Consider the following 22,172-nt stretch of genomic DNA (forward strand, 5'->3'; position numbering starts at 1 on the left):
TATTCGGAGGTAATTATGCTAAAAGGAAAATGTGTAGTACTTGGAGTTACAGGATCTATTGCAGCATACAAGATTGCAAGTCTGGCATCAGCTCTTGTAAAACTGGGGGCAGATGTTAATGTCATCATGACGAAAAATGCTACAAATTTCATCAACCCAATTACCTTTGAAACTTTGACTTCAAATAAATGTCTTGTGGACACCTTTGATAGAGATTTTCAGTTCAATGTGGAACATGTAGCATTGGCAAAGCGCGCAGATATATTTATGGTTGCGCCAGCCAGTGCAAATGTCATTGGAAAGATGGCACATGGAATTGCGGATGATATGCTCACAACCACTATTCTGGCGGCGAAATGTAAAAAGCTTATCAGTCCTGCTATGAATACAAACATGTTTGAGAATCCAATAGTACAGGATAATATCGAAACATTACGTAAATATGGATTCGAAATAATAGAGCCAGCTAGTGGCTATCTTGCATGCGGGGATACAGGAGCTGGTAAAATGCCTGAGCCAGAAGTGTTACTTCAGTATATTCTAAAAGAGTTGGCTCATGAGCATGATTTAGCTGGCAAGAAGGTACTTGTTACAGCAGGCCCTACAGAGGAGGCTATCGACCCTGTCAGATACATTACTAATCATAGTACTGGCAAGATGGGATACGCTATTGCAAAGGCTGCAATGGAGCGTGGCGCAGATGTCACTCTTGTAACTGGACCAGTTGCACTTGAACCACCAATGTTTGTAGATGTTGTTAAGATAAGAAGTGCTGCTGAAATGGCTGAAGCAGTTAAGGCTAAAGCCGGGGAGTGTGATATAATCATAAAGAGTGCAGCAGTAGCAGATTATCGACCAAAAACAGTAGCTAGTGAGAAGATTAAAAAGAAGGACTCAGAAGATGCTAGAATAGAGCTAGAGCGCACAGAGGACATATTATCATATTTAGGTGCTCATAAGAGAAAAGACCAGTTTATTTGCGGATTTTCTATGGAAACGGAAAACATGCTGGAGAATTCCAAAAAGAAACTGGCAAAGAAAAATGTTGATATGATAGTAGCGAACAATCTTAAGACCCAGGGGGCTGGATTTGGAACCGACACTAACGTGGTGACTATCATCATGTCAGATGAGACTTGGCAGCTGCCAATCATGTCAAAAGAAGAAGTAGCAAATGCTATTTTCGATAGTATTTTAGGGAAATAATTAAAAATGTATCTATACGGGGGTAACTTTCAAGTAGAAAGTTGCCCCTTTTATGCTATACTAGATGTGATTGAAAATATTAAAGGAGGCAATGTTATGGTAGGAGGCTTATTAGGCACAATAGTAGTTATCCTTGTAATAATCATTGGATTAGGAGTACGAATTGTTCCTCAGGGATACGTATTTGTCATTGAAAGATTAGGTAGATATCATGAGACACTTGGTCCTGGTTTTCACGTAATCATTCCAGTATTTGATCGTGTATCAAAAAAGGTTTCATTAAAGGAACAGGTTGCTGATTTTCCACCACAGGATGTTATCACTAAGGATAACGTTATCATGAAGATTGATACAGTAGTTTATTTTAAGGTTCAGGATCCAAAGCTTTATGCTTATGGTGCTGAGCGCCCAATTTTAGCTCTTGAGAATCTTACAGCTACAACACTTCGTAACCTTGTTGGTGAGCTCGAGCTTGATCAGACACTTACATCTCGTGACAATATCAACGCTAGAATGCAGGGAATTCTTGATGAGGCTACTGATCCTTGGGGTATCAAGGTTGGCCGTGTTGAGTTAAAGAACATCATTCCACCTGAAGAGATTCAGCGTTCAATGGAGAAGCAGATGAAGGCTGAGCGTGATCGTCGTGAGACATTACTTGAGGCTGAAGGACATAAGCAGGCATCAATCACTCGTGCAGAAGGTGATAAGCAGGCACTTGTTTTAAAGGCTGAGGCTGAAAGAGATGCAGCCATTGCTAGAGCAACAGGTCAGGCTGAATCTATCCGTCTTGTATACGAGGCAGAAGCTCGTGGTATCGAGATGTTAAAGGATGCTAATATTGATGAGAGAGTTCTTCTTATCAAGAAGCTTGAAGCTCTCGAGAAAATGGGAGATGGTCGTGCTACTAAGATTGTTGTTCCTACAGAGCTTGCAGGTGCAGCAGCAGATCTTACATTCAAGACAGAGATGTTAGGCTTTGGCAATAACACACCAGTTGATAATTCACCTGCCAAAAAGCCAGCAGCATCAAAGGCTGATCCTTGTTGTGATGATGCAGATAAAGGAAAGACTACACAGCATTTTGCTAAAGAGCATCAGGATTTTGATAATATTTAAAATGATTTCAAAAAGTTTGTCGGGAAACCGGCAAACTTTTTTTATTTTATATTGACATAAAAAAATACCTATGCTATAAGTGTATTAGGACACGTAATACAGCTAATAGAGGAGGTATTAGATGATCCAATTAAACTATAGGGATTCTAAGCCAATCTATGAGCAGATTAAGGACGGTTTGAGACGATTAGTTGTTACTGGAGCCATTAAAAAGGATGAAAAGTTCCCAAGTGTCAGGGAATTGGCTACCAGCTTATCAATCAATCCAAACACAATCCAAAAGGCTTATAGAGAATTAGAGCAGGAAGGTTACATTTACACTATTGCAGGTAAGGGCAGTTATGCGGCGGAAAAAGCTGACGTTACCTCTGGGAGGAATGAAGAATTGATGAAAGAATTCGATGAGATTGTAAAGGAACTTCTGTATCTATGCGAAGATAAGGATATTCTTATCAAGCGAATTGAAGAACTAGCGAAGGGAGGGGCAGATGATGATAGAAGTAAATAATGTTACTAAGAAATTCGGTGACTTTGCTGCCCTGGACCAACTTAATATGCATGTAGAGCGAGGTGCTATTTATGGTCTTGTGGGACCAAATGGTGCTGGCAAATCCACAATCATTCGCCATCTATGCGGTGTTTACAAGCAGGATAGCGGTAGCGTCACTATAGATGGAGAGCCTGTATATGAAAATGAAAAGTTAAAGCAGCGTTACGCTGTAATACCTGACGAGATTTTCTATTTTACTCAGGCCAACACACTGGATATGATGAAGTATTACAAAGGCTTATATCCAAAGTTTGACGAGGCACTTTTCAAGAAAATTCTCGAGTGCTTCCCAGAAGTAAATCCTAAGAAAATGGTTCGTACACTTTCTAAAGGTATGCAAAAACAAGTGGCATTTATGCTTTCTATAGCATCTCGCCCAGAGCTTATGATTTTGGATGAGCCAGTAGATGGTCTGGATCCAGTTATGAGACGTCAGATGTGGAGCTTAATCATGTCTGATGTAGCAGAAAATGGTCTTACAGTACTTGTAAGCTCACATAACCTTAGAGAGCTTGAAGATGTATGTGACCACGTAGGAATTATGAATCATGGCAAGATTCTCATTGAGAGATCTCTTGATGAATTGCAGACATCCATTACAAAGATTCAGATAGCATTTGATGGCGATATGCCAGCGCTACCTGAGGATATAAAGGTTCTTAAGAAAATTACAACAGGACGTGTTCATACACTGATTGTAAAGGGAGAGCCTAGAGCTGCAGAAAGAGCTATAGGAGCAATGAATCCTATTCTTATGGATGTATTGCCACTTACTCTTGAAGAGATATTCATTTACGAGTTAGGAGGTGAGAATTATGCAGTCAAAGACATCATTTTTTAACTTTACAGTGTTTAAAAAGAACATCAGTAGGACATGGATAGTTGGCTTGCTATATTTCATCATCTTAACATTAATGCAGCCAGTTGCATTTATTATTCAAATGGCGCATTTTGAAGAGTATTGGTATTCAGATTCTGGATATACCAGAACAGCATGTTTATATGAGTCATATGCATATAGACCAAATGCTTATATTGCCTGTATCGTGGCAATAGTTGTGGCTGGCCTTACATTTAAGTATTTATTCTTCAAAAGAGATAATTACATGGTTCATGCCTTTCCAGTAAGTAGAAAGAGCTTATTCTTTAGCGGATTTCTTTCAAGTTCGGTGGTAGCCACTGTGCCACTTATACTAAACGGTATTGTCATGACTATAGTGGCAGCGGCAGAGCACGCTTATGCATTTGATGCGATATGGTATTGGACATTGATTGGCGTTGTATCGGTGGAATTATTCCTTGCCATAGCAATCTTTTCACTTATGACATCAGGACAGATTGCTACAGCTGTAGTGTTCTATATCATATTTAATTACCTTTATTTCCTGATTGAATTAGCATTTAGATTAATGGCAAGCTTACTGTTATTTGGTATGAGTGAATCGTTAACTAGCATCAGCTTTACACCATTCTCTCCAGTAGTTTTTATTGATAACAATTGTATGGTATCAACATATAAAACTTACGATGAGCTTGGAATGATTAAAACATTTACTCATTCTTTAGATGGTGGAAAATACATAGCCTGTTATGCAGCAGTAGCAGTAGTGCTTTTAATAGTTGCTTACCTATTATATAAGTTCAAAAAGCTTGAAACGGTTCAGGATTTTATCTCTGTTCCTTTCTTGAAGCCAGTATTTGCCGTAGGCGTATCATTCTTTGTTTCAATGGTAGCTGGTGCATTTGTAGCAGGATTAGTTGATTCTATTCATTATCAGACTTATAACAGTAGATTTACTATTGCTATAGTCGCAACACTTATAATTGGTTGTATTATTTTCTTAGCGACACAAATGATGATAGAAAAAACTGTCAGGGTATTTTCAGCAAAACGCTTTGGAATGATGGTTGGATATACTGTGGCAGCTCTTGTAGCCATGGTTCTTATTAGAGCTGATGTATTTAAGGTGGAAAATAAAATCCCTAGTGCAAACGATATTGCTTGGGTAGGTATTCAATCTAATTACACAATGGTTTTCACCGATGAAGACGATATTCTATCAGTAAGGGAGCTACATAAAGGATTTCTTGCAGATAAGCAGGAAATTAGGGATGTAAATGTGTTGTACAAAGATGTTCCTGGTGGCAACTTTACAATTAAGTACAAGCTTAAGAATGGCAAGGTCATTCTACGTTCTTATGCAGTAGTGGATACAAAGTCTGATATGGTAAGCGAAGCTTATGTATCAGCAACACAGCCAATCCTTGATTATCTTAATAATCCAGCTCAAATTAAAGAGCATATTATTGGAAATATCTGGAACAACTGTGATATTAAAGAAATGAGCTTTAGCACATATACATATGATGAAAACCTTAATGATTTCGTTAGCAATTGGGAAAGCTTCGATTATCTCACAGAAAGAGAGAAGAAAGCCAAGTTCAAGAAAGTATATGATGCTGTGCTTAAGGATATCGATGAAGGAAATCTTTTCACAACAAGCTTTGGAGAAGACAATTACAATCCTGAAATTGATGATCAGTTGTACAACGACTTTAGTTTCACTGTATCTAACAAAAAGATACCATATTTCTCTGATGAGGATACCTATTGGGATTACCAATATATGGACCCAGAACCAACCTATGAGAGAAATATTTATGCAGCACTTACAAGAAAGTGCACAAATACATTAAAGGCCTTAAAGGACGAAGGATTCTATTATGATGACAGCGAAATCCTTACCTACGAGGAGTACAATAAGGCTATGGGTAATCCAGTAGGGGAAGGCCCAATATTATACTAAATTGCTTATTTCTTAATTCTCTATCCAATTTTAAACGAGAACTATTCTCTCCTAATCAAATGAATAGTTCTCAAAATTCTCTAACATCTCAAGGACCTCTCAACCTTGGGATACAAAAAGACCAGACACCATTAAGATGTCTGGTCTTTTATTGTTATCCTTCAAGAACTTCAGCCTTAACTCTTTCAATATGCATTGCAAGATATCCAATCTCCAGATCGTCTGTAGGGGAACCAAGACTCTTGCTGAGTTCATGGCATATCTGGGATGCAATATTGAACGATTCAGGGAATTTGCTTGATACATATTCGTTCATGTCAATTTTTAAAGATTCGTGCTGCTGAATTCGTACGACCATGTATCGTATATGATTCATCATTCGATTATATGAAAATGAATCGCTCGGTATAGTACGTCCTGTCACTTCTTCTAGCGCATTAATGCATTTTCTTACTGCATTGGCAGTCTCTACTGTCTGAGAGAGCTTGTCCTGGGAAGTTGCAGAATGAATATGCATTGCAACATAGCCAATCTCATCATCAGAAATATCTAAGCCTAGGTTGTCCTTTAGGAGCTGTCTAACATATTCTGCCGCTTTATACTCATTGTGAAAGAGTATTTTGATATCGTTTAAAAGAGGGTTTGAAATTTGGTCATTGTTTTCAATTCTTTTGGCAGAAAACTCCAAATGATCAGCCATAGGAAAGACGATGTTGTGATCCACATGCTCAAATGTCTCTTCCGCATGCTGCAATACAGCTTCAGCAATATCTAAGTACACGGGATCGACATGCTTAATAATGTCTTTAACATCACCACGCTCAGATGTATCTGAAAGGGAAAAGACTTTACAATCATCTGTAACGTTAAGGGCCTGGGTAGGCTTCATATCGAAGCCTATACCCTTACCCATAACTAAATATTCAGCTAATTCATCAGTTTCAACGGCTATAACCGAATTGTGATTCAACACTTTTTTTACTTTATACATAATCAAACATTTTAACGTGTTTATTCGAAGAAATCAACCTCGAATAAAGCATCGCCAGCCTTGATATCGCCTGTCTTAACAAGACGAACATCAATCTTATCTTCATCAACATCTGTACATAATACAGGAGTAGCAATTGAAGGAGCATTAGCCTTAAGATAATCTAAATCAATCTTAAGAAGTGGGTCGCCCTTCTTAACCTTCTGACCCATAGAAACAAGAGTTTCAAATCCCTGTCCACCAAGCTTAACAGTGTCGATACCAACGTGAACAAGAAGATTGAGTCCATCATCGCCAACAAATCCGATAGCATGCTTTGTATCGAATATAAAACCAATTGTACCATCGAATGGTGCATAGATTGTGTCTCCTACAGGAGTAACAACAGCACCGCTACCCATCATTCCGCTTGCGAAAGCTTCATCTGGTGTAGTAGATAAATCAGCAGCGTTACCATCTGCTGGGCTGTAAACTGTAATTGTCTTAACGAGCTTCTTAGGAGTTTCAGCAACTACTTCCTTTGCATCTTCTGCAGAAACAGTAGTGTTATCAGCTGTGTAAAGCTCGTTTGGAGCTGTCTCAAGGTAATCCTCGAGGTTTGACTTAATAACTGTAACGTGTGGTCCGTAAATAATCTGAACACCGTTACCCTTGTGAACAACACCTGAAGCGCCTGTGCTCTTAAGAAGAGCATCGTTTACGAGATCAGAGTTGTGTACAGTACAACGAAGTCTTGTAGCACAGCAATCTACGTCAGAGATGTTTGCCTTTCCACCAAGACCCTGTGTAATCTTAGCAGAAGTCTCATCGCCCATAGATTCCTTCTTTGCATTGTAATCAGAACGTCTGTAAAGCTTAACTTCTTCATCAGCGTCACGACCAGGGGTTTTAAGGTCGAACTTCTTGATAAGGAAGCTGAATAATAAATAGTAAACTACGAAATATCCAATACCTACGATTGGTACCCATACCCAGCTTGTCATTGCGTTACCTGGAAGAATACCGAAAAGTGTTAAGTCGATAAGACCACCTGAGAAAGTCATACCAACACCAACACCTAACATGTGCATGAACATGTAAGCTAAACCTGCAAATACACAGTGGATACCGTAAAGAGCTGGAGCTACGAATAAGAATGTGAACTCGATTGGCTCAGTAATACCTGTAAGCATAGAAGTAAGGGCTGCTGAAAGAAGAAGACCACCAACTTCCTTTCTCTTCTCTGGAAGAGCGCATCTGTACATAGCAAGAGCTGCTCCAGGAAGACCGAAGATCATGAGTGGGAACTTACCAGACATGAATCTTGTAGCTGCTACAGTAAAGTGTGAAATAGTGTTCTGTGCACCAAGCTCTGCGAAGAAGCAGTTCTGTGCACCTTCGATCATCTGACCTGCAACTTCGAAAGTACCACCAACAGATGTCTGCCAGAATGGAAGATAGAATACGTGGTGAAGACCAAATGGAATAAGAAGTCTTTCCATTAAACCGTATACCCATGTTCCAGCGTAACCTGAAGCCTGAACAACATCACCTACTGCGTAGATACCCTGCTGAACGAAAGGCCATACGAAGAACATTATGATACCAACTACTGTATAAACCAAACCAGAGATGATAGGAACGAATCTTGTACCACCGAAGAATGATAATACCTGTGGAAGTTGAATCTTATAATACTTATTATGAAGTGATGCAACTCCAAGACCTACGATCATACCACCGAATACACCCATCTGGAGTGATGTGATACCGCAAACTGATGTTGTTGCACCATCAAGCATCTTTTCAACACCGCCATTGATTGTGATCATAGCGCCGATTGAAGCGTGCATGATAAGGAATGCGATAGCTGCTGCTAAAGCTGCTACTTCCTTTTCTTTCTTTGCCATACCGATTGCTACACCGATTGCAAAGATGATTGGTAAGTTACCAAATACAATGTTACCAGCGTCATTCATAACAGTAAGAATAGCGTTACCTACTGTACCAGGACCTAACACTGATGTAAGGTGGTAAGTCTCAAGCATAGTAGCGTTTGTGAATGAACCACCGATTCCGAGAAGCAAACCTGCTACTGGAAGAATTGCGATTGGAAGCATGAATGAACGTCCAACGCGTTGCAATACTGCAAAAATTTTGTCTTTCATGATAAAGACCTCCTTAAATATTAGATATGAGGCGGATTAGGTCTATGCAATAAAAAAAGGCATAAACAAACAAAAACGCCTCGAGCGTCTTGTGTTGCTTATGCCTACTTAAAGTTACATACATCACAAAATTCAAATTTTTACCAGACAAATTTACCATGCGTATAAGGTTTTGTCAACAAAAATCGATATAAATAATAGAAGAAAACTCAAATAGAAAAATTTGAAAAAATTTTAAAAATGCTATAAAGTTTTTCCAAACGGCACCGATATATGAGGTGTAATGAAAAGTGTAACGATTGACATAAGGGAGGAAAGGAGTGTGGCGATATGCGTATAGAGGCTTACAATCAGGTAGCTCAGCTCTATCAGACATCAAACACTAAAAACACAAGTGCAGCATCTAAGGCTAATTCTATGGGCCGTGATCAGGTGCAGATATCTTCTACAGGAAAGGATTATCAGGTTGCCAAGGCAGCTGTTTCTGAGAGTGCGGATATCAGAGAAGATCTAGTTGCTGACATCAAGGCTAGAATTAAAGCCGGAACTTATGATGTAAGTACTGATGATTTTGCTGACAAGCTATTGTCTAATTACGGATCAATTCTTTAGTTGTGAGAGGGTAAAGCGTGGCTAGTTTAATGGATGAGTTGCTCTTAACCATGGAAGGTGAAAGGTCACAATATGAAAAGTTAATCAGTCTTAATGGAGAAAAGAAGGATTCTATTATCCATAAGAAACTTGACGTACTGGAGGCTGTTACCATTCAGGAGCAGGCCATCGCTGATTCCTTGTGCGCATTAGAGAAGAAGCGTCTAAGTATAATGAAAAGTATTGCAGCAGTGATGGGACATGAAGGGGAAGAGGTTACCGTTTCATGGATGATAAGTAATCTATCGAACCAACCTGTAGAACAGAAGAAGCTTACAGAGGCTAAGGATAAATTAGTGAAGGCGGCGGATGATGTTCAGATATTGAATTTTCAGACCCAGAATTTGCTCAAACAAGCCATTGAGATGGTGGAGTTTGATATTACCCTTATTAAGAGTGCCAAGCAGGCACCTCAAACCTCCAACTATGGTAGAAACGCTGAAACTACAGGAACGATATTAGGAAATAGAGGATTTGATGCTAAACAGTAGGAAAAGGATGTCCTTAAAGTTTTAGTAAAGACTTTGGAGGATTGACCTATGGCTAATAGTTTTGGAAGCTTATACGTTGGGGCATCAGGCCTACAGTCAGCATCACATGGTTTAAATACAACTGCTAACAACCTTACTAACGTAAATACTGAAGGGTATGTACGTGAGCAGGTTGTTTACGAAGATAGAAATTATAGAAAAATAGGCACTGCAGCGGTCGGCACACAGTATGCTGGCCTTGGCGTGCAGGTTGGAACAATCGCCCACAATCGCGATATCTTTTTAGATAAAGCATATCGTCAGGAGAATGGGCGATATTCTTTTTATAGCGCTAGCTCAGAAGCGGTACAAGAGGTATACACTCAGCTTCAGGAGTCGGATGGAATAGCCTTTAAGGCTGCTATTGCAGATTTTGAGGAGGCTTTCGAAGAGTTTGCCAAAAATCCATCTGATACTGTAAACCAGAATCTTGTGTTGCAGAAGGCTAGTCTTTTTTTGTCAAGAGCTCAGGCTGTTGAACAGGGATTTGAAGATTATCAGACTATCATTAATTCCAAAATCAAAGAAGACTTAAACACTATAAATGAAATTGGGGAAAAGATAGTTGATTTAAATAAAAGAATACAGGCAATTGAGGCTGCCGGAGTTGAGAAGGCCATGGATATGAGAGACACCAGAGATCTTTTGTTAGATAAGCTCTCTGGCATGGTCAAGATGTCTTATAGAGAGGACGTTACCGGAGTAGTACATGTAGATATTGAAGGTGTGGAGTTTATTGACGATGTTAACTTCTATAGAGTAGGTATTCTTACAGATAGAAGAACTGGATATGTGACACCATATTGGCCACAGCTTTCTGATATTGTTAGCCAGGATGATGAATCCTTAAATACATATTATCCGATATTTGATACTACAAATGTGGATGCTGAAAGAGATACTGATATTGGCGAAATAAAAGCATTGATGTTAGCCAGAGGAGAAACTTGGACAAACTATACAGCATTCTTAGATGAAAATGGAAATCAGCTTAGCTCAGCAGCTTATGAAAAAGGCATAGCCAATTCAATAATGATGAATTCGGAAGCTGAATTAGACACATTAATCCATCAGCTGGTAACAGAGATTAATGATATTTACAGCCCACTCACAACTGTTGCAAATGCATATGAAGGGGCTGCAACGGTAACTTATACAAATGATCAGGGTGAGGAAGTAACGGTAGATGCATCAGAATTAAGAGTTTTAGATGTAGAGAATTGCTCGGTAGGTTCAGATGGAGAGCTTCCACCTAGAGAGCTATTTGTAAGAAATGGTTGCGACCGATATACTCTTCGAGAAATATCAATCACTGACACAAATGGCATGACATCAACAGCAACAGTTTATATGTACAACGAAGAGGATTTGGAAGATTCATCAAAGTGCTACACACTCAAATCTTTGACTGTAAACGAAGACTTGATGAAGCAGGAATCATATATTCCTCATAGAGTATATAAAGATCAGACAAGCGTTGATTATGCACTTGGAACAGCCTTAAGCACAATTTGGAACCAGCAGACATTCAATCTTAATCCAAGTGATACCACACCATGTGGTTACAACGGATTTTATGTAAAGTGGATTGGTGAAGTTGGTAACATTGGTAACGTTTATTCCACAACAGAGAAATCTTTGGAAGGTACAAAAGAACAAATTGAATTCAGCCGTCAGGGTGTAATTGGTGTATCTTCCGATGAAGAACTTACAACAATGATTAAATATCAGTCAGCTTATAACGCAGCTAGCCGATATATAAATGTAGTAAATGAAATGATTGAGCATTTGCTCACATCACTTGGTCATGTATAAATCTAGAAAGGATTAGCTTATGTCATCAACATTTTTTGGTTTGACAATCGCAGCATCTGGACTTAACACATCTCAGGCTCAGATTAATACGACTGCCAACAACATTTCAAATGTAAATACTGTAGGCTATAGCAAGCAGGTGGTAAACACAGTTGCTTCTTCTGCGTTGCGCTGTTACCAGAGCTATGGAACAACAGGAACTGGTGTAGAAGCTAAATCAGTAACTCAGAGTAGAGACTTATATTATGACGAGAAATATTGGAACAATCAGTCTGCGTTAGGTTTCTTCCAAAAGAAGGAATACTACATGAATCAGATTCAAGAGTATTATAACGAAAACACTAATAATGCAGGATTTACAAACATCTACACAAAGATGTTCAATTCACTTAGCTCACTACAGGGAAGTCCTGGAGATGATACAGTTAGAAAGCAGTTTATATCAGATGCAAAGAAGCTTACAGAGTACTTTAATCAGTTATCCACAAAGCTTCAGGAATTGCAGAATTCTATCAACGATGAAATTAAGACAGCGGTAGATAACATAAACGCAATTGCAGAAAAGACAGCTGTTTTAACAAAGCAAATCAATGTTATCGAGCAGGGCGGTGGTCGAGCAAATGAGCTTAGAGATCAGCGAGCTCTTCTTATGGATGAACTATCAGAGATAGTTGATGTTGAGGTTAGAGAAGTAGACGTAAAAAACTCTAATGACCCTGATATGTACACTGGCGCTACTTATTTCTATGTAAACATTAATGGCCAGCAGTTAGTTAATACATATGAATATAACACCTTGTCAGTGGCTTCACGAAGCAGAGAAGAATACTATAATCAGTCTGATATCGAAGGTCTATATGATTTAGTTTGGACAAAGGATGGAGATAAGTTTAATGCGACACCTAGTTCAAATGGTGGTCAGCTTAAGGCTATGTTTGAAGTCCGTGATGGAAACAATAACGAAAACCTACATGCGAGGGTTTCGGCTGCAACAGCAAATACAATCACAGTATCAGACTTAAGCATCACAGATATTAATGAGCTTAACATGCCATTGAAGGGCAAAATTGATACTAACAACATGAATTTTAACTACAACGGTTTCACTTTTAACACTGATGCTGATGGTAAGGTTGCCAGCATTACATTTGAATTAACTGAGCCAATAACCGTTGATGTAGCATCAGGACTTATTGCAAAGACTTTCCAAATCGGTGACGACGTTGATTACATGGGCATCCCATATTATCAGAATCAGATGAATCTTTTCGTTAGAAATTTCTGCGAACAGTTCAATCTCATTGAAATGGGTGGAGAAGATGGACAGCGCGGTGTAGATTTAGACGGAAATGACATGGGCGCTTTCTTCGTAGCAATCGATAAAATGGATCATAGCTTAGAACATGAAATGAGTGAGAAAACTACAAACAGCTATGATGACGGAACAGGTCAGATTATTTCCTATGGAAAGACATTTGATTACACAAATGATGCAGATGCATTTTCAGAGACATATTATCTGCTTACAGCAGGTAATCTTTCGATAGCAAAAGACACTGATAAGGATTCAAGAAAGTTTGCCACAACAATCGCTGACAACTATACATCAGGTGTAGATGCAGCTGATTTGGTTGTGAAGCTTCAAAACCTTCAGAGCAAGGAAAAGCTTTTTAGAGGCGGTGGCGGTAATGCATTCCTTCAGTGCGTATATGCAGACATCACAGTTGATGCTCAGGAATGCCAAATATTCACAAAGAATTTTGAGAGCATTGAAAAGTCTATTTCCGAGCAGAGAATGTCGGTATCAGGCGTTGATGAAGATGAAGAGGCACTGGACTTAGTAAAATTCCAAAATGCATACAACTTGGCATCTAAATGTATTTCAGTTTTTTCCGAAATATATGATAGGTTGATACTTAATACGGGAGTATAGCATGGATGCGAGCAGATTGCTTAAAGCAATCTCGCAGCGTCCTAGTAAGCGAAGCTTACATTTGAATTGCTGAAAGCTGACTGATGAGGGGAAAAAGTAATAAGAGGTAATAACTATGAGAGTTACAAACAAAATGATAATGAATAACGCAGCTTCAAATATTAACAGTACAAAAGAGATTGTTAATAGGAGAAACAATCAGATGACTTCTCAGAAGAAAATCGACAAGCCATCAGATGATCCAGTAGTAGCTGTACGTTCACTTCGACTTTCAACTACATTATCTCAGGTGACACAGTACTACTCAAAGAATATTCCTGACGCAGACCAGTGGATAGATGTTACAGAAACAGCCCTAGTAAATATCAGGGACATTGTAAAAGACTGTAAGAACTTAGCAGGTCAGGGTGCTACAAGCACATACAATCAGGACGACAAGAAAACTATGCTTACTCAGCTGGAAGCTCTACAGAAGCAGCTCTATGCTGAAGGCAATGCTGATTATGCAAACAGAACAGTATTTACCGGATTCAGAACAGATAGCAATCTTACCTTCACAGAAGATGAGATGAAAACGAAATATAGAATTGATCAGTCAATTTCTATTGAAGCAAAAATGGAAGAAAAGCGCTACTATTCAGGTCATGTAGTTGTTCCTACCACTCTAGACGAGACTGATCCTAATTATGTAGCAATCTCTGATATTGAACAGACCAATTACTACAGAGTACGCTTAGGATACGATGATGTAGATACTCTTAACAATCTAAAGATTACATACAACGATGGCACAGAGATAAACTATGATTTTGTTGAAGATGCCGATGGTGTATACGAAAACAATCTTGGCACAACAATTACTGATCCAACAACAGGCTTTGGGCTTACAGTTTTTGAAAATGAAAGCGATTGGGCTAAAGCAAATGGCGGCCTAAAAACAGTAGCCGATAACGGCATTGTATTTATCAGAGATACAGGTGACTTAATCTTTGGCAAGAATGTTGCAGCAGAATTAAAGTCAAAGGAAGCAACTGTAGATATTCAGTATGACAAGACTAGCTTCGAAGAAGGCCTTCTTCGACCAGAATTTTATTACAACTGCACAAAGATGATTGATGAGACAGGTGCAAAGCTTGAAAAGAACAACACTTACACAAAGTTTGATGAAAATGGCAAGGTAATCAATTTTGATATTGAGTACACCATCGCCGCAAATCAGACAATTACAATTAACACTGAGGCATCCAATGTATTTGACAGTTCTCTACAGCGTGACTTAGGAGAAATGATTGAAAGCGCCAGAAGAACAATCAATGCATACGACAATCTCCAGACAATTAAAGACATGATGGGCGAGACACAGTACGCATCAGACAAGGACCAGGAATGGCTCAAGAATTGGGAAGCAGCAGTTCAGAAAGAATTTGATTACTTCTTTGATGATATGCGTAAACTTTTTGATACAGAAATAGGCAAAATTACTAAATATTATGATAAAATAAGTTTAGCAATTACTGATTTGGGTTGTAAGGGACAATCTCTTGAGCTGACCAAGACGAGAGTTGGTGATCAAAGAGAAACTGTGCAGGATTTACAATCGAAAAATGATGACGTAGATTTATCCCAGATTATCATTGAATACACAGCAGCCCACACCGCATATCAGGCATCGCTTACAGCTGCTGGAAAGCTTAGCGATTCGACACTACTAAATTACATCTAACAAAGGAGAAGGGATAATGCAGGTAAAAACTAGACTGTTCGGCGAAATTGAGATTTCCGATGAAAAAGTCATCAATCTACTTCATGGTCTTATCGGATTTCCAGACATGAAAAGATACACCCTCATTTTCGACGAAGAAAAGAAGGACAAAGGCAATATCATGTGGCTTCAATCCTTGGATGAGACTGATTTCGCAATGCCAGTTATGCTTCCACACAAGGTTAAGCCAGACTATGCACCACAGTTCAACGTAGATGCTCTCGAGCAGCTTGGGGAGCTGACAGACGACAACACCTACGTACTCGTCACAGTACGTGTACCAAAGGATCCAAAAGAAGCATCTATCAACCTGAAAGCACCTATCATCATTAACACAGAGACAAATGTAGGCGATCAGATTATCATTGACGGCAACGAGCCAGTTCGATTCCTGATTCATGATGCATTACATGGAAAGGATGGTGAGTAGCGATGTTGGCATTAACAAGAAAAACAGGCGACGCAATTATGATCAACAACAACATCGAGATTACAGTCCTTGAAGTTCGCGGTGATCAGGTAAAAATAGGAATATCGGCACCAAAAGAAGTGTCTATCTATAGAAAAGAAGTATACCTTGAAATTCAAAAAGAAAACGAGGCTGCCCAAGCCATCAGCATGGACGATCTCGAAGCACTCAAAAACTTACTGTAATAAAAATCCTTGCCCCACCACATTCGTGGCGGGGCATTTTGCTGCTCTAAATTTCTACAAGCGAGCCGCGCCCCCACTGTTGTTGTGTGCCGGCCCCTGCCCCCGCCCCATAGGTCCTGCTACCCACATGCCAACGGTGCACAATCACAAAATTTTGATTCTCTAATTGTTGCATGTCGCGTTCTTTATTGGTGGGTGTTCTTTTTATTCTTTGCACTTTGCAGGGTGGCTGTATGTACCTCACAGACACACTTAGCCTAGATAATATATTTCCACATCAAGCATAGGTATAATTGCATGATTTTGGAATGAACTTAGAAAAATCAAAAGCAGGTTATGTAAAGTTTATATACGGGGTGCCACGGACGGCACCCCGAGCCTGATAGTGAAACGGACTGAACTTGAAGGCGGTATATAAACTTACATAACCTGCTTTTAGATTTTTCTTAGTGAATGGAGTATGAATGCAATTATCCTATGACTTGTGTGGAAATGAATTAGAGTTTATCTATGTGTCTGTGATATACATACAGCCACCCCAAAAGTGCAAAACCAAAAAAAGTACACCCACAGAAAGCTCCATTTGCAACAATAAGAGAATCTAAAATTTTGCTCAAATGATGCGCCGTTGGCATGTGGGTAGCAGGACCCAGGAGCGGGGGCAGGGGCCGGCGATTTATGTGGGGGCGCTGGGCAAGGGCAGCTTGGGCAGCGAAATGCCAAGGAGTAAAAAGTGGGGCAAGGGAAAATTTTTTTGAGGTTGCTATAAAGTATTGGGTGAGATGGTCCGATATATGGATTAGAAAACTAAGATTTCCCATATTACAAGGATGTATATTGTCCAAAAGGATTGGAGAATGGGACTTTAATCCGGTGGACGTAAGGAGGAAAGAAATGAAAATAGGCGAAGTAAGTAGCGCAATGAATAGCTACCAGGGACAAGGAAGTTCAGTTAAAGCGGCGCCAGCACAAGCAGTGCAAAAGGAAAGTGCAATTGTTGATTTTACAGCTGCTCCAAAGGATGCGAAGGCGGCTGAATCTGAAAATAAAAACGCTTCTGTTGCCCCTGAAGGTGAAGGCGCAGAAAAGAATGGCGGTTCTCAGGCTACATCTTCTTTGAAGGAAGCTGTTGAGAAGATTAAATCTGCCAACGGGAATGCAGAGGTTGTGTTTGGTATCCATGATGGCACTAATCGTGTGACTATCAAGATGGTGGATAAGCAGACAAAAGAAGTAATTAAGGAATTTCCTGCAGATAAGACTCTCGATTTGATTGCTAAGGCAATGGAGCTTGCAGGAATTATGGTTGATGAGAAGAGATAAGTAGGAGGTAGCTTTATGCCTATTAGATTATCTGGTTTGGCTTCTGGTCTTGATACAGAAGCTATAGTAGGCGCGTTGGTATCTGCCTACAGTTATAAAAAAGATAAGTATGTAAAAGCGCAGACAAAGCTATCTTGGAAACAGGATGCTTGGAAGACTTTGAATAGTAAGGTGTATTCGCTGTATACATCTGTTGGTCAGATGCGCTATTCTTCTAATTATTCTGTTAAGAAGGCTACAGTTTCTGATACCACAAAGGCTACAGCAACAGCCAGTGGTTCTACTATTAATGGTACCCAGGAGCTGAAAATTAATAAATTGGCGCAGACTGCCTTTATTACAGGTGGTGAGCTGGATAAGAGTGTTACTGGCTCAACTACTATGATGCAGCTTGGCATTAAGGGCGGTACTTCTTTGGATAAGGCTAGTATTTCAGTTAGAACTGGTACGAAGGCAACAAATATTGAGATTGATAGTTCTATGACTGTTAATCAGTTTGTTAATAAGCTTAATGAAGCTGGAGTTTCTGCAAATTTTGATGAGAAGAATAAACGATTCTATATCGGTGCTAAGACTTCTGGAAGTGCTGGAGATTTTTCGATTTCTGCAAATAGTTCCCAGGGCTTGTCAGCATTGAATAATTTGGGACTTTTATCAGATACAGAAATAAAAAGCATTACGACTTCAGATACAAGCTCAAATATGGCAAAGAGGCTGTTCGAGTTTACATCTGCAAAAAATTACTATGATTTGGGTGAAGCAGAAGCCCTGTTTGCAAAGATTAAGGACTATAAGACTAATGGCACTGGTTCATATACAAGTGATGAGAAAGCTGAGTTTGATGAAATTGTAAGTTATATCGAGGCAAATAAGACAAATTTGGGATTAAAAGAATCCGTAGATTGGACTTCTATTTCAAATGATGATTTAAAGGCTTTGGCAAAGAGCGTTTATAATCAAGCAACTTACGATACTACTGGAACAAAGAGTACAGCAATTACAAGATCTCTCAGCTTTAGTGTAGGTGAGGGTGATGAAAAAAAGTCTTATAAGATTGATAATAATCTGGCGGGCTTTAAGGATTTGATTAGAAGTATCGCTGATGGTACAGCTGATGAAAGCGATGAAAAGATTAGTGCTTTAAAGACATATCTTAATAATACTTATGCTGATGAAGTCTATAAGACAGAAAAAGTTGATGATGACTATACAGCTATAAAATTTGGCGCTAATGGCGAGTTGGATTGGGCTGCTATTTCAGGCGATGAGGATATGCTTAATGCTCTTTCAGAGAAAGTATATGCTAGTTCTACATACGCAATGTCTAATGATCCAACATATAGAGAAATGTATGCATCGCTAAATGCTATTCGAGATGGATATCTGGCTGTTGCTTCTGCAGAAGCATTGCCAACAGATACATCAGAGCAGATAGCTATTAGAGCAGCAAAGCTTCGTGAAGCTCAAGAGCAGTTAGATACAGTGCTTGCTGATCCAACAAATCAGAAGTGGAAAGAATATATCGAAAAGAACTTTGGTGCACAGAATTCTGAGTACGATAAGAGATATACAGATTTCTGGACACAGAGCGATAACTTAGAGCTTGCACAAAGTGTATTCTATAGAATCGATTTGGCAGCGAATGTTTCAGCAGGCAATCTGGAAATAAATACTACGAATCAGGCTCATAAGGTTGATGGTACTGATGCTGAAATCGAATTGAATGGTGTTACATACACAAATAACACTAACTCCATTACGGTTAATGGTCTCACAATCGAGGCCCTTGCAACAACTAAAGAGGCTATTTCTGTAAATGTATCCAATGATACAGATGCATTATACGACAAAGTAAAAGATTTCCTTACAAGCTACAATAGTCTGATGAACGAAATGCAGAAATTATATAATGCAGATTCGGCAAAGGACTATGAACCACTTACTGAGGATGAAAAGGCAGAGATGTCTGAATCTGAAATAGAGAAGTGGGAGCAGAAAATCAAGGATTCATTACTTAGAAGAGACACTCAGTTGTCTAGCATTATATCTGCAATGACAATGTCTATGATGAAGACATATGAAGTTAATGGTAAGACATATGCATGGTCAACCTTTGGTGTTCATACCTTAGGATCAATGAATGCAGAAAAAAACGAAGGTTATGCCTATCATATTGATGGTGATTCTGAAGATAGCTACACATCAGGTAATGATGAGAAACTACGTGCAGCTTTGGCAGAGGACCCAGATACCGTAATTGAGTTTTTGAAGCAAGTCACAAGTGGCTTGTATAAAGCTATGGATGATAAGATGAAATCATCATCAATCAAATCCGTATATACGGTATACAATGATAAGGAAATGGCATCTGAGTACTCTGACTACAGTTCATTGATTAAGACATGGACAGATAGAGTTACTGATATGGAAGATGCATATTATAAGAAGTTTGCAGCAATGGAAAAAGCACTGGCAACATTGCAAGGAAATTCTTCTTCAATATCTTCATTATTAGGTGGATGATAGGTGAAGTTTTTGATGGCTTTAACCGATATAAATGATGTAGAGAAATTCTATGCGCGAAGGGGTTTCCTACAATCGGTAAGTACTAGCTTTAGAAAAAGGAATTTGGAGGCGGTTATATGACACCAATGAATGGTTACGATGCTTACGCAAAGAACAGAATTTTGACAGCAAGTCCAGCTGAATTGACCCTTATGCTTTATGAAGGAGCAATCAAATTTTGCAATATTGCAATTGTAGCTTGCGAAAACAGAGATATAGAGAAAGCTCATATCAACATCAGAAAGACCGACAGAATTATAGAAGAGTTTGAGCTTACTCTGGACGAGAAATACGAAGTAGCAAAAGATTTTCACGCAGTATATTCTTATCTCAGAAGCTGCCTAAGACATGCTATGATTGATAAAAATCCAGAGACATTACAGGAAGTTTTAAAGCACCTTCGCACAATGCGTGATGCTTGGAAGGATGTTATGAAACTCACGGCAAACGGAAAAAACTTAAATAGCCGGCAGACAACAATCGCCGGCTGATTAAACTAAACTACTACGAGCCCCTCATTACGAGGGGCTCGATTTATATTATCATTCCGCAACAAGACACATGCGCGATGCATAAATTGGGTCCATAAGAAAAACTGCAATATTCGCAAAATCACGTAAGGTGTCTAGCGGAGGCCACAGCAGGGGTGAGGGCGCACCACAATACAAACTGTGAATGGTAACTGCATTTTATCTTGTTGGAGGGGATATATTTGTATTAATATAGAAGTAGGGATGGACATAGGAGGGGCTTATGGAAAATATGGATTATGTGGTAATGCTTAGAGAATCGCTAGAGAAAAAGGCTGATATTCTTAGAGTGCTGGTTATCAGAAATAAGGAGCAGGAGGCTATTCTAAAGGATCCTAATTCTACACCAGACGATTTGGAAAAGAATATGAATATGAAGGCTGAATTGATAGAGCGAATCGTTATGCTTGATGACGGTTTTCAGCAGCTGTTCAATCGTGTTAAGAAGATTTTAGATGAAGACAGAGCAACATATTCTGAAGAGATTAAAAAGATGCAGGAGCTTATAAAGAAGGTGACTGATCTTACGGCTGATGTGGAGGCTTCAGAATATCGCAATAAAGAGTATGCCAAAACCAGGTTTTCTAATATAAAGAAGGAAGCCCGAGAGATTAAAAAATCCTCTGATGTTGTAAGCTCATATTATAAGCATATGATGAGTCCACAGACTACAGCGGATCCAGCTTTTTTGGATAAGAAAAAATAAAATAGGCATTATGAAATCTAACAGGTCTTGCTATATTGCAAGGCCTTTTTCTGTCTGATATGTCAGTGGGGAATTAGTGAATTTGAAATTTGGGTATTACTCATAAAAAACAGTAGTGGAGGTTGCTTGCGGACTACTTAAGGAAGTTCATTGCAGTTACGTGTGCCCCGCTATATATATGCCTGTAGTCTGCAATTTTTGGTGACAATCATAAATTCATTACGTGTGTGTAACATATTCTATCTCTATATTCGTAATTCAAAATCTATTTTACTGATTGAGTAGCCTTCGCTTTATCGGCGCACGTAAGCATCCAAGCATCCTTAGTTCAAATTACAGTTTTAACACCCTGTATGAACTTGCCTCACGTAGTCCCACAAGACTTCTTCCCATTTTTTACCGATTTCTTGAGCTGAATTCTAGCAGCACACGTAATCCCCCTAACATCAACCAGAATTATTGACTTTCCCCTTGATTGAAACACCAAAAAAATGACTTCTTGCGGGCTTTTTTCCTTAAACAGCCTACAAAAAGTCACATACTAATATTATAGGATAGATAGGATATTAAGGGAGTGAATTGAGTGATATTTATAAGAAAATTAGTATAAATTAGTCATAATTTACAAAATATTTAGCATAATTTTTAATAAAAGATAAAGGCCAAAAAATCCAGTAAAATCAAGGGATTGAGGTCTTTTTTATTTTGCCTCAAAAAATATAAAAGAGGTATAAAAATAAATTTTTTTTAGAAAAAGGCTAAAGTTTTCAAATTGTGTCACGATAAATAAGGTGTAAGGAACAATTCACAGGAGATAACCTTACAAAAATCGAATTCGAATCTTCAAATTTAATAACCAGGCCAGACACGGATGTTGGGCTAT

Annotated in this window: 18 protein-coding genes; 16 read left to right on the forward strand and 2 right to left on the reverse strand. The window is 38.9% G+C overall.

Translation table 11 applies throughout. From position 1 onward, the window contains the following. Window positions 1-15: 15 nt before the first annotated feature. The 5 genes from coaBC to T498_RS0101055 all read left to right on the forward strand — a co-directional run bounded on the left by coaBC (window position 16) and on the right by T498_RS0101055 (window position 5,682). Complete coding sequence (gene coaBC / locus T498_RS0101035) at window positions 16-1,206, forward strand: bifunctional phosphopantothenoylcysteine decarboxylase/phosphopantothenate--cysteine ligase CoaBC (protein WP_028234308.1); 1,191 nt, start codon at window positions 16-18, stop codon at window positions 1,204-1,206. 96 nt (window positions 1,207-1,302) lie between these two features. After that, the gene (locus T498_RS14500; RefSeq protein WP_036977590.1) at window positions 1,303-2,325 is read left to right on the forward strand and encodes an SPFH domain-containing protein; all 1,023 of its coding nucleotides are present in this window, start codon (window positions 1,303-1,305) and stop codon (window positions 2,323-2,325) included. 121 nt (window positions 2,326-2,446) lie between these two features. Further along, window positions 2,447-2,833 carry a GntR family transcriptional regulator gene (locus T498_RS0101045; protein ID WP_028234309.1) on the forward strand — a complete coding sequence of 129 codons (387 nt, stop codon included), beginning with the start codon at window positions 2,447-2,449 and terminating at the stop codon, window positions 2,831-2,833. Continuing rightward, window positions 2,814-3,716: an ABC transporter ATP-binding protein gene (locus tag T498_RS0101050; RefSeq protein ID WP_330372175.1), complete on the forward strand. Its 903-nt coding sequence runs from the start codon at window positions 2,814-2,816 to the stop codon at window positions 3,714-3,716. The genes T498_RS0101045 and T498_RS0101050 overlap by 20 nt, the downstream gene beginning before the upstream one ends. Further along, on the forward strand, window positions 3,691-5,682 hold the full coding sequence (locus T498_RS0101055; protein ID WP_028234311.1) for a hypothetical protein: 1,992 nt from the start codon (window positions 3,691-3,693) through the stop codon (window positions 5,680-5,682). The genes T498_RS0101050 and T498_RS0101055 overlap by 26 nt, the downstream gene beginning before the upstream one ends. Before the next feature lie 154 nt (window positions 5,683-5,836). On the opposite strand, the gene T498_RS0101060 is transcribed toward T498_RS0101055, so the two are convergent. Beyond that, window positions 5,837-6,673, reverse strand: coding sequence for a PRD domain-containing protein (locus T498_RS0101060; RefSeq protein ID WP_028234312.1), 837 nt, complete (start codon window positions 6,671-6,673; stop codon window positions 5,837-5,839). 20 nt (window positions 6,674-6,693) lie between these two features. Further along, complete coding sequence (locus T498_RS0101065) at window positions 6,694-8,820, reverse strand: PTS transporter subunit IIABC (RefSeq protein ID WP_028234313.1); 2,127 nt, start codon at window positions 8,818-8,820, stop codon at window positions 6,694-6,696. Between the two features lie 330 nt (window positions 8,821-9,150). Here T498_RS0101065 and flgM point away from each other — a divergent pair, with 330 nt between their 5' ends. The 11 genes from flgM to T498_RS0101125 all read left to right on the forward strand — a co-directional run bounded on the left by flgM (window position 9,151) and on the right by T498_RS0101125 (window position 21,289). Continuing rightward, window positions 9,151-9,432 carry a flagellar biosynthesis anti-sigma factor FlgM gene (flgM, locus tag T498_RS0101070; RefSeq protein WP_028234314.1) on the forward strand — a complete coding sequence of 94 codons (282 nt, stop codon included), beginning with the start codon at window positions 9,151-9,153 and terminating at the stop codon, window positions 9,430-9,432. A 17-nt stretch (window positions 9,433-9,449) separates the two neighbouring features. Continuing rightward, on the forward strand, window positions 9,450-9,962 hold the full coding sequence (locus T498_RS0101075; protein ID WP_051524525.1) for a flagellar protein FlgN: 513 nt from the start codon (window positions 9,450-9,452) through the stop codon (window positions 9,960-9,962). Window positions 9,963-10,010: 48 nt separating this feature from the next. Further along, window positions 10,011-11,816 (forward strand): flagellar hook-associated protein FlgK, encoded by a 1,806-nt coding sequence (locus T498_RS0101080; protein WP_028234316.1) that lies wholly within the window; start codon window positions 10,011-10,013, stop codon window positions 11,814-11,816. Window positions 11,817-11,835: 19 nt separating this feature from the next. Continuing rightward, entirely contained in the window at window positions 11,836-13,749 is a 1,914-nt protein-coding gene (gene flgK / locus T498_RS0101085; protein WP_028234317.1) for a flagellar hook-associated protein FlgK, read from the forward strand. A gap of 115 nt (window positions 13,750-13,864) precedes the next feature. Next, entirely contained in the window at window positions 13,865-15,472 is a 1,608-nt protein-coding gene (locus tag T498_RS0101090) for a flagellin N-terminal helical domain-containing protein (protein ID WP_051524526.1), read from the forward strand. 16 nt (window positions 15,473-15,488) lie between these two features. Next, window positions 15,489-15,941: a flagellar assembly protein FliW gene (fliW, locus tag T498_RS0101095; protein ID WP_028234319.1), complete on the forward strand. Its 453-nt coding sequence runs from the start codon at window positions 15,489-15,491 to the stop codon at window positions 15,939-15,941. Window positions 15,942-15,943: 2 nt separating this feature from the next. Further along, entirely contained in the window at window positions 15,944-16,165 is a 222-nt protein-coding gene (gene csrA, locus T498_RS0101100; protein ID WP_028234320.1) for a carbon storage regulator CsrA, read from the forward strand. An 894-nt stretch (window positions 16,166-17,059) separates the two neighbouring features. After that, window positions 17,060-17,488, forward strand: coding sequence for a flagellar protein FlaG (locus T498_RS16450; protein WP_081779640.1), 429 nt, complete (start codon window positions 17,060-17,062; stop codon window positions 17,486-17,488). Between the two features lie 15 nt (window positions 17,489-17,503). After that, on the forward strand, window positions 17,504-20,011 hold the full coding sequence (gene fliD / locus T498_RS0101115) for a flagellar filament capping protein FliD (protein ID WP_028234321.1): 2,508 nt from the start codon (window positions 17,504-17,506) through the stop codon (window positions 20,009-20,011). A 119-nt stretch (window positions 20,012-20,130) separates the two neighbouring features. Further along, complete coding sequence (gene fliS, locus T498_RS0101120; protein WP_028234322.1) at window positions 20,131-20,544, forward strand: flagellar export chaperone FliS; 414 nt, start codon at window positions 20,131-20,133, stop codon at window positions 20,542-20,544. Window positions 20,545-20,806: 262 nt separating this feature from the next. Next, window positions 20,807-21,289 carry a hypothetical protein gene (locus tag T498_RS0101125; protein ID WP_028234323.1) on the forward strand — a complete coding sequence of 161 codons (483 nt, stop codon included), beginning with the start codon at window positions 20,807-20,809 and terminating at the stop codon, window positions 21,287-21,289. Window positions 21,290-22,172: the final 883 nt, after the last annotated feature.

Source organism: Pseudobutyrivibrio sp. MD2005 (assembly GCF_000621865.1).
In the GTDB taxonomy this organism is placed as follows: Bacteria; Bacillota; Clostridia; order Lachnospirales; family Lachnospiraceae; genus Pseudobutyrivibrio.

Coding starts and splice junctions, on each gene's coding strand:
- coaBC (WP_028234308.1), top strand. CDS start 16: ATGCTAAAAGGAAAATGTGTAGTACTTGGAGTTACAGGATCTATTGCA.
- T498_RS14500 (WP_036977590.1), top strand. CDS start 1,303: ATGGTAGGAGGCTTATTAGGCACAATAGTAGTTATCCTTGTAATAATC.
- T498_RS0101045 (WP_028234309.1), top strand. CDS start 2,447: ATGATCCAATTAAACTATAGGGATTCTAAGCCAATCTATGAGCAGATT.
- T498_RS0101050 (WP_330372175.1), top strand. CDS start 2,814: ATGATGATAGAAGTAAATAATGTTACTAAGAAATTCGGTGACTTTGCT.
- T498_RS0101055 (WP_028234311.1), top strand. CDS start 3,691: ATGCAGTCAAAGACATCATTTTTTAACTTTACAGTGTTTAAAAAGAAC.
- T498_RS0101060 (WP_028234312.1), bottom strand. CDS start 6,673: ATGTATAAAGTAAAAAAAGTGTTGAATCACAATTCGGTTATAGCCGTT.
- T498_RS0101065 (WP_028234313.1), bottom strand. CDS start 8,820: ATGAAAGACAAAATTTTTGCAGTATTGCAACGCGTTGGACGTTCATTC.
- flgM (WP_028234314.1), top strand. CDS start 9,151: ATGCGTATAGAGGCTTACAATCAGGTAGCTCAGCTCTATCAGACATCA.
- T498_RS0101080 (WP_028234316.1), top strand. CDS start 10,011: ATGGCTAATAGTTTTGGAAGCTTATACGTTGGGGCATCAGGCCTACAG.
- flgK (WP_028234317.1), top strand. CDS start 11,836: ATGTCATCAACATTTTTTGGTTTGACAATCGCAGCATCTGGACTTAAC.
- T498_RS0101090 (WP_051524526.1), top strand. CDS start 13,865: ATGAGAGTTACAAACAAAATGATAATGAATAACGCAGCTTCAAATATT.
- fliW (WP_028234319.1), top strand. CDS start 15,489: ATGCAGGTAAAAACTAGACTGTTCGGCGAAATTGAGATTTCCGATGAA.
- csrA (WP_028234320.1), top strand. CDS start 15,944: ATGTTGGCATTAACAAGAAAAACAGGCGACGCAATTATGATCAACAAC.
- T498_RS16450 (WP_081779640.1), top strand. CDS start 17,060: ATGAAAATAGGCGAAGTAAGTAGCGCAATGAATAGCTACCAGGGACAA.
- fliD (WP_028234321.1), top strand. CDS start 17,504: ATGCCTATTAGATTATCTGGTTTGGCTTCTGGTCTTGATACAGAAGCT.
- fliS (WP_028234322.1), top strand. CDS start 20,131: ATGACACCAATGAATGGTTACGATGCTTACGCAAAGAACAGAATTTTG.
- T498_RS0101125 (WP_028234323.1), top strand. CDS start 20,807: ATGGAAAATATGGATTATGTGGTAATGCTTAGAGAATCGCTAGAGAAA.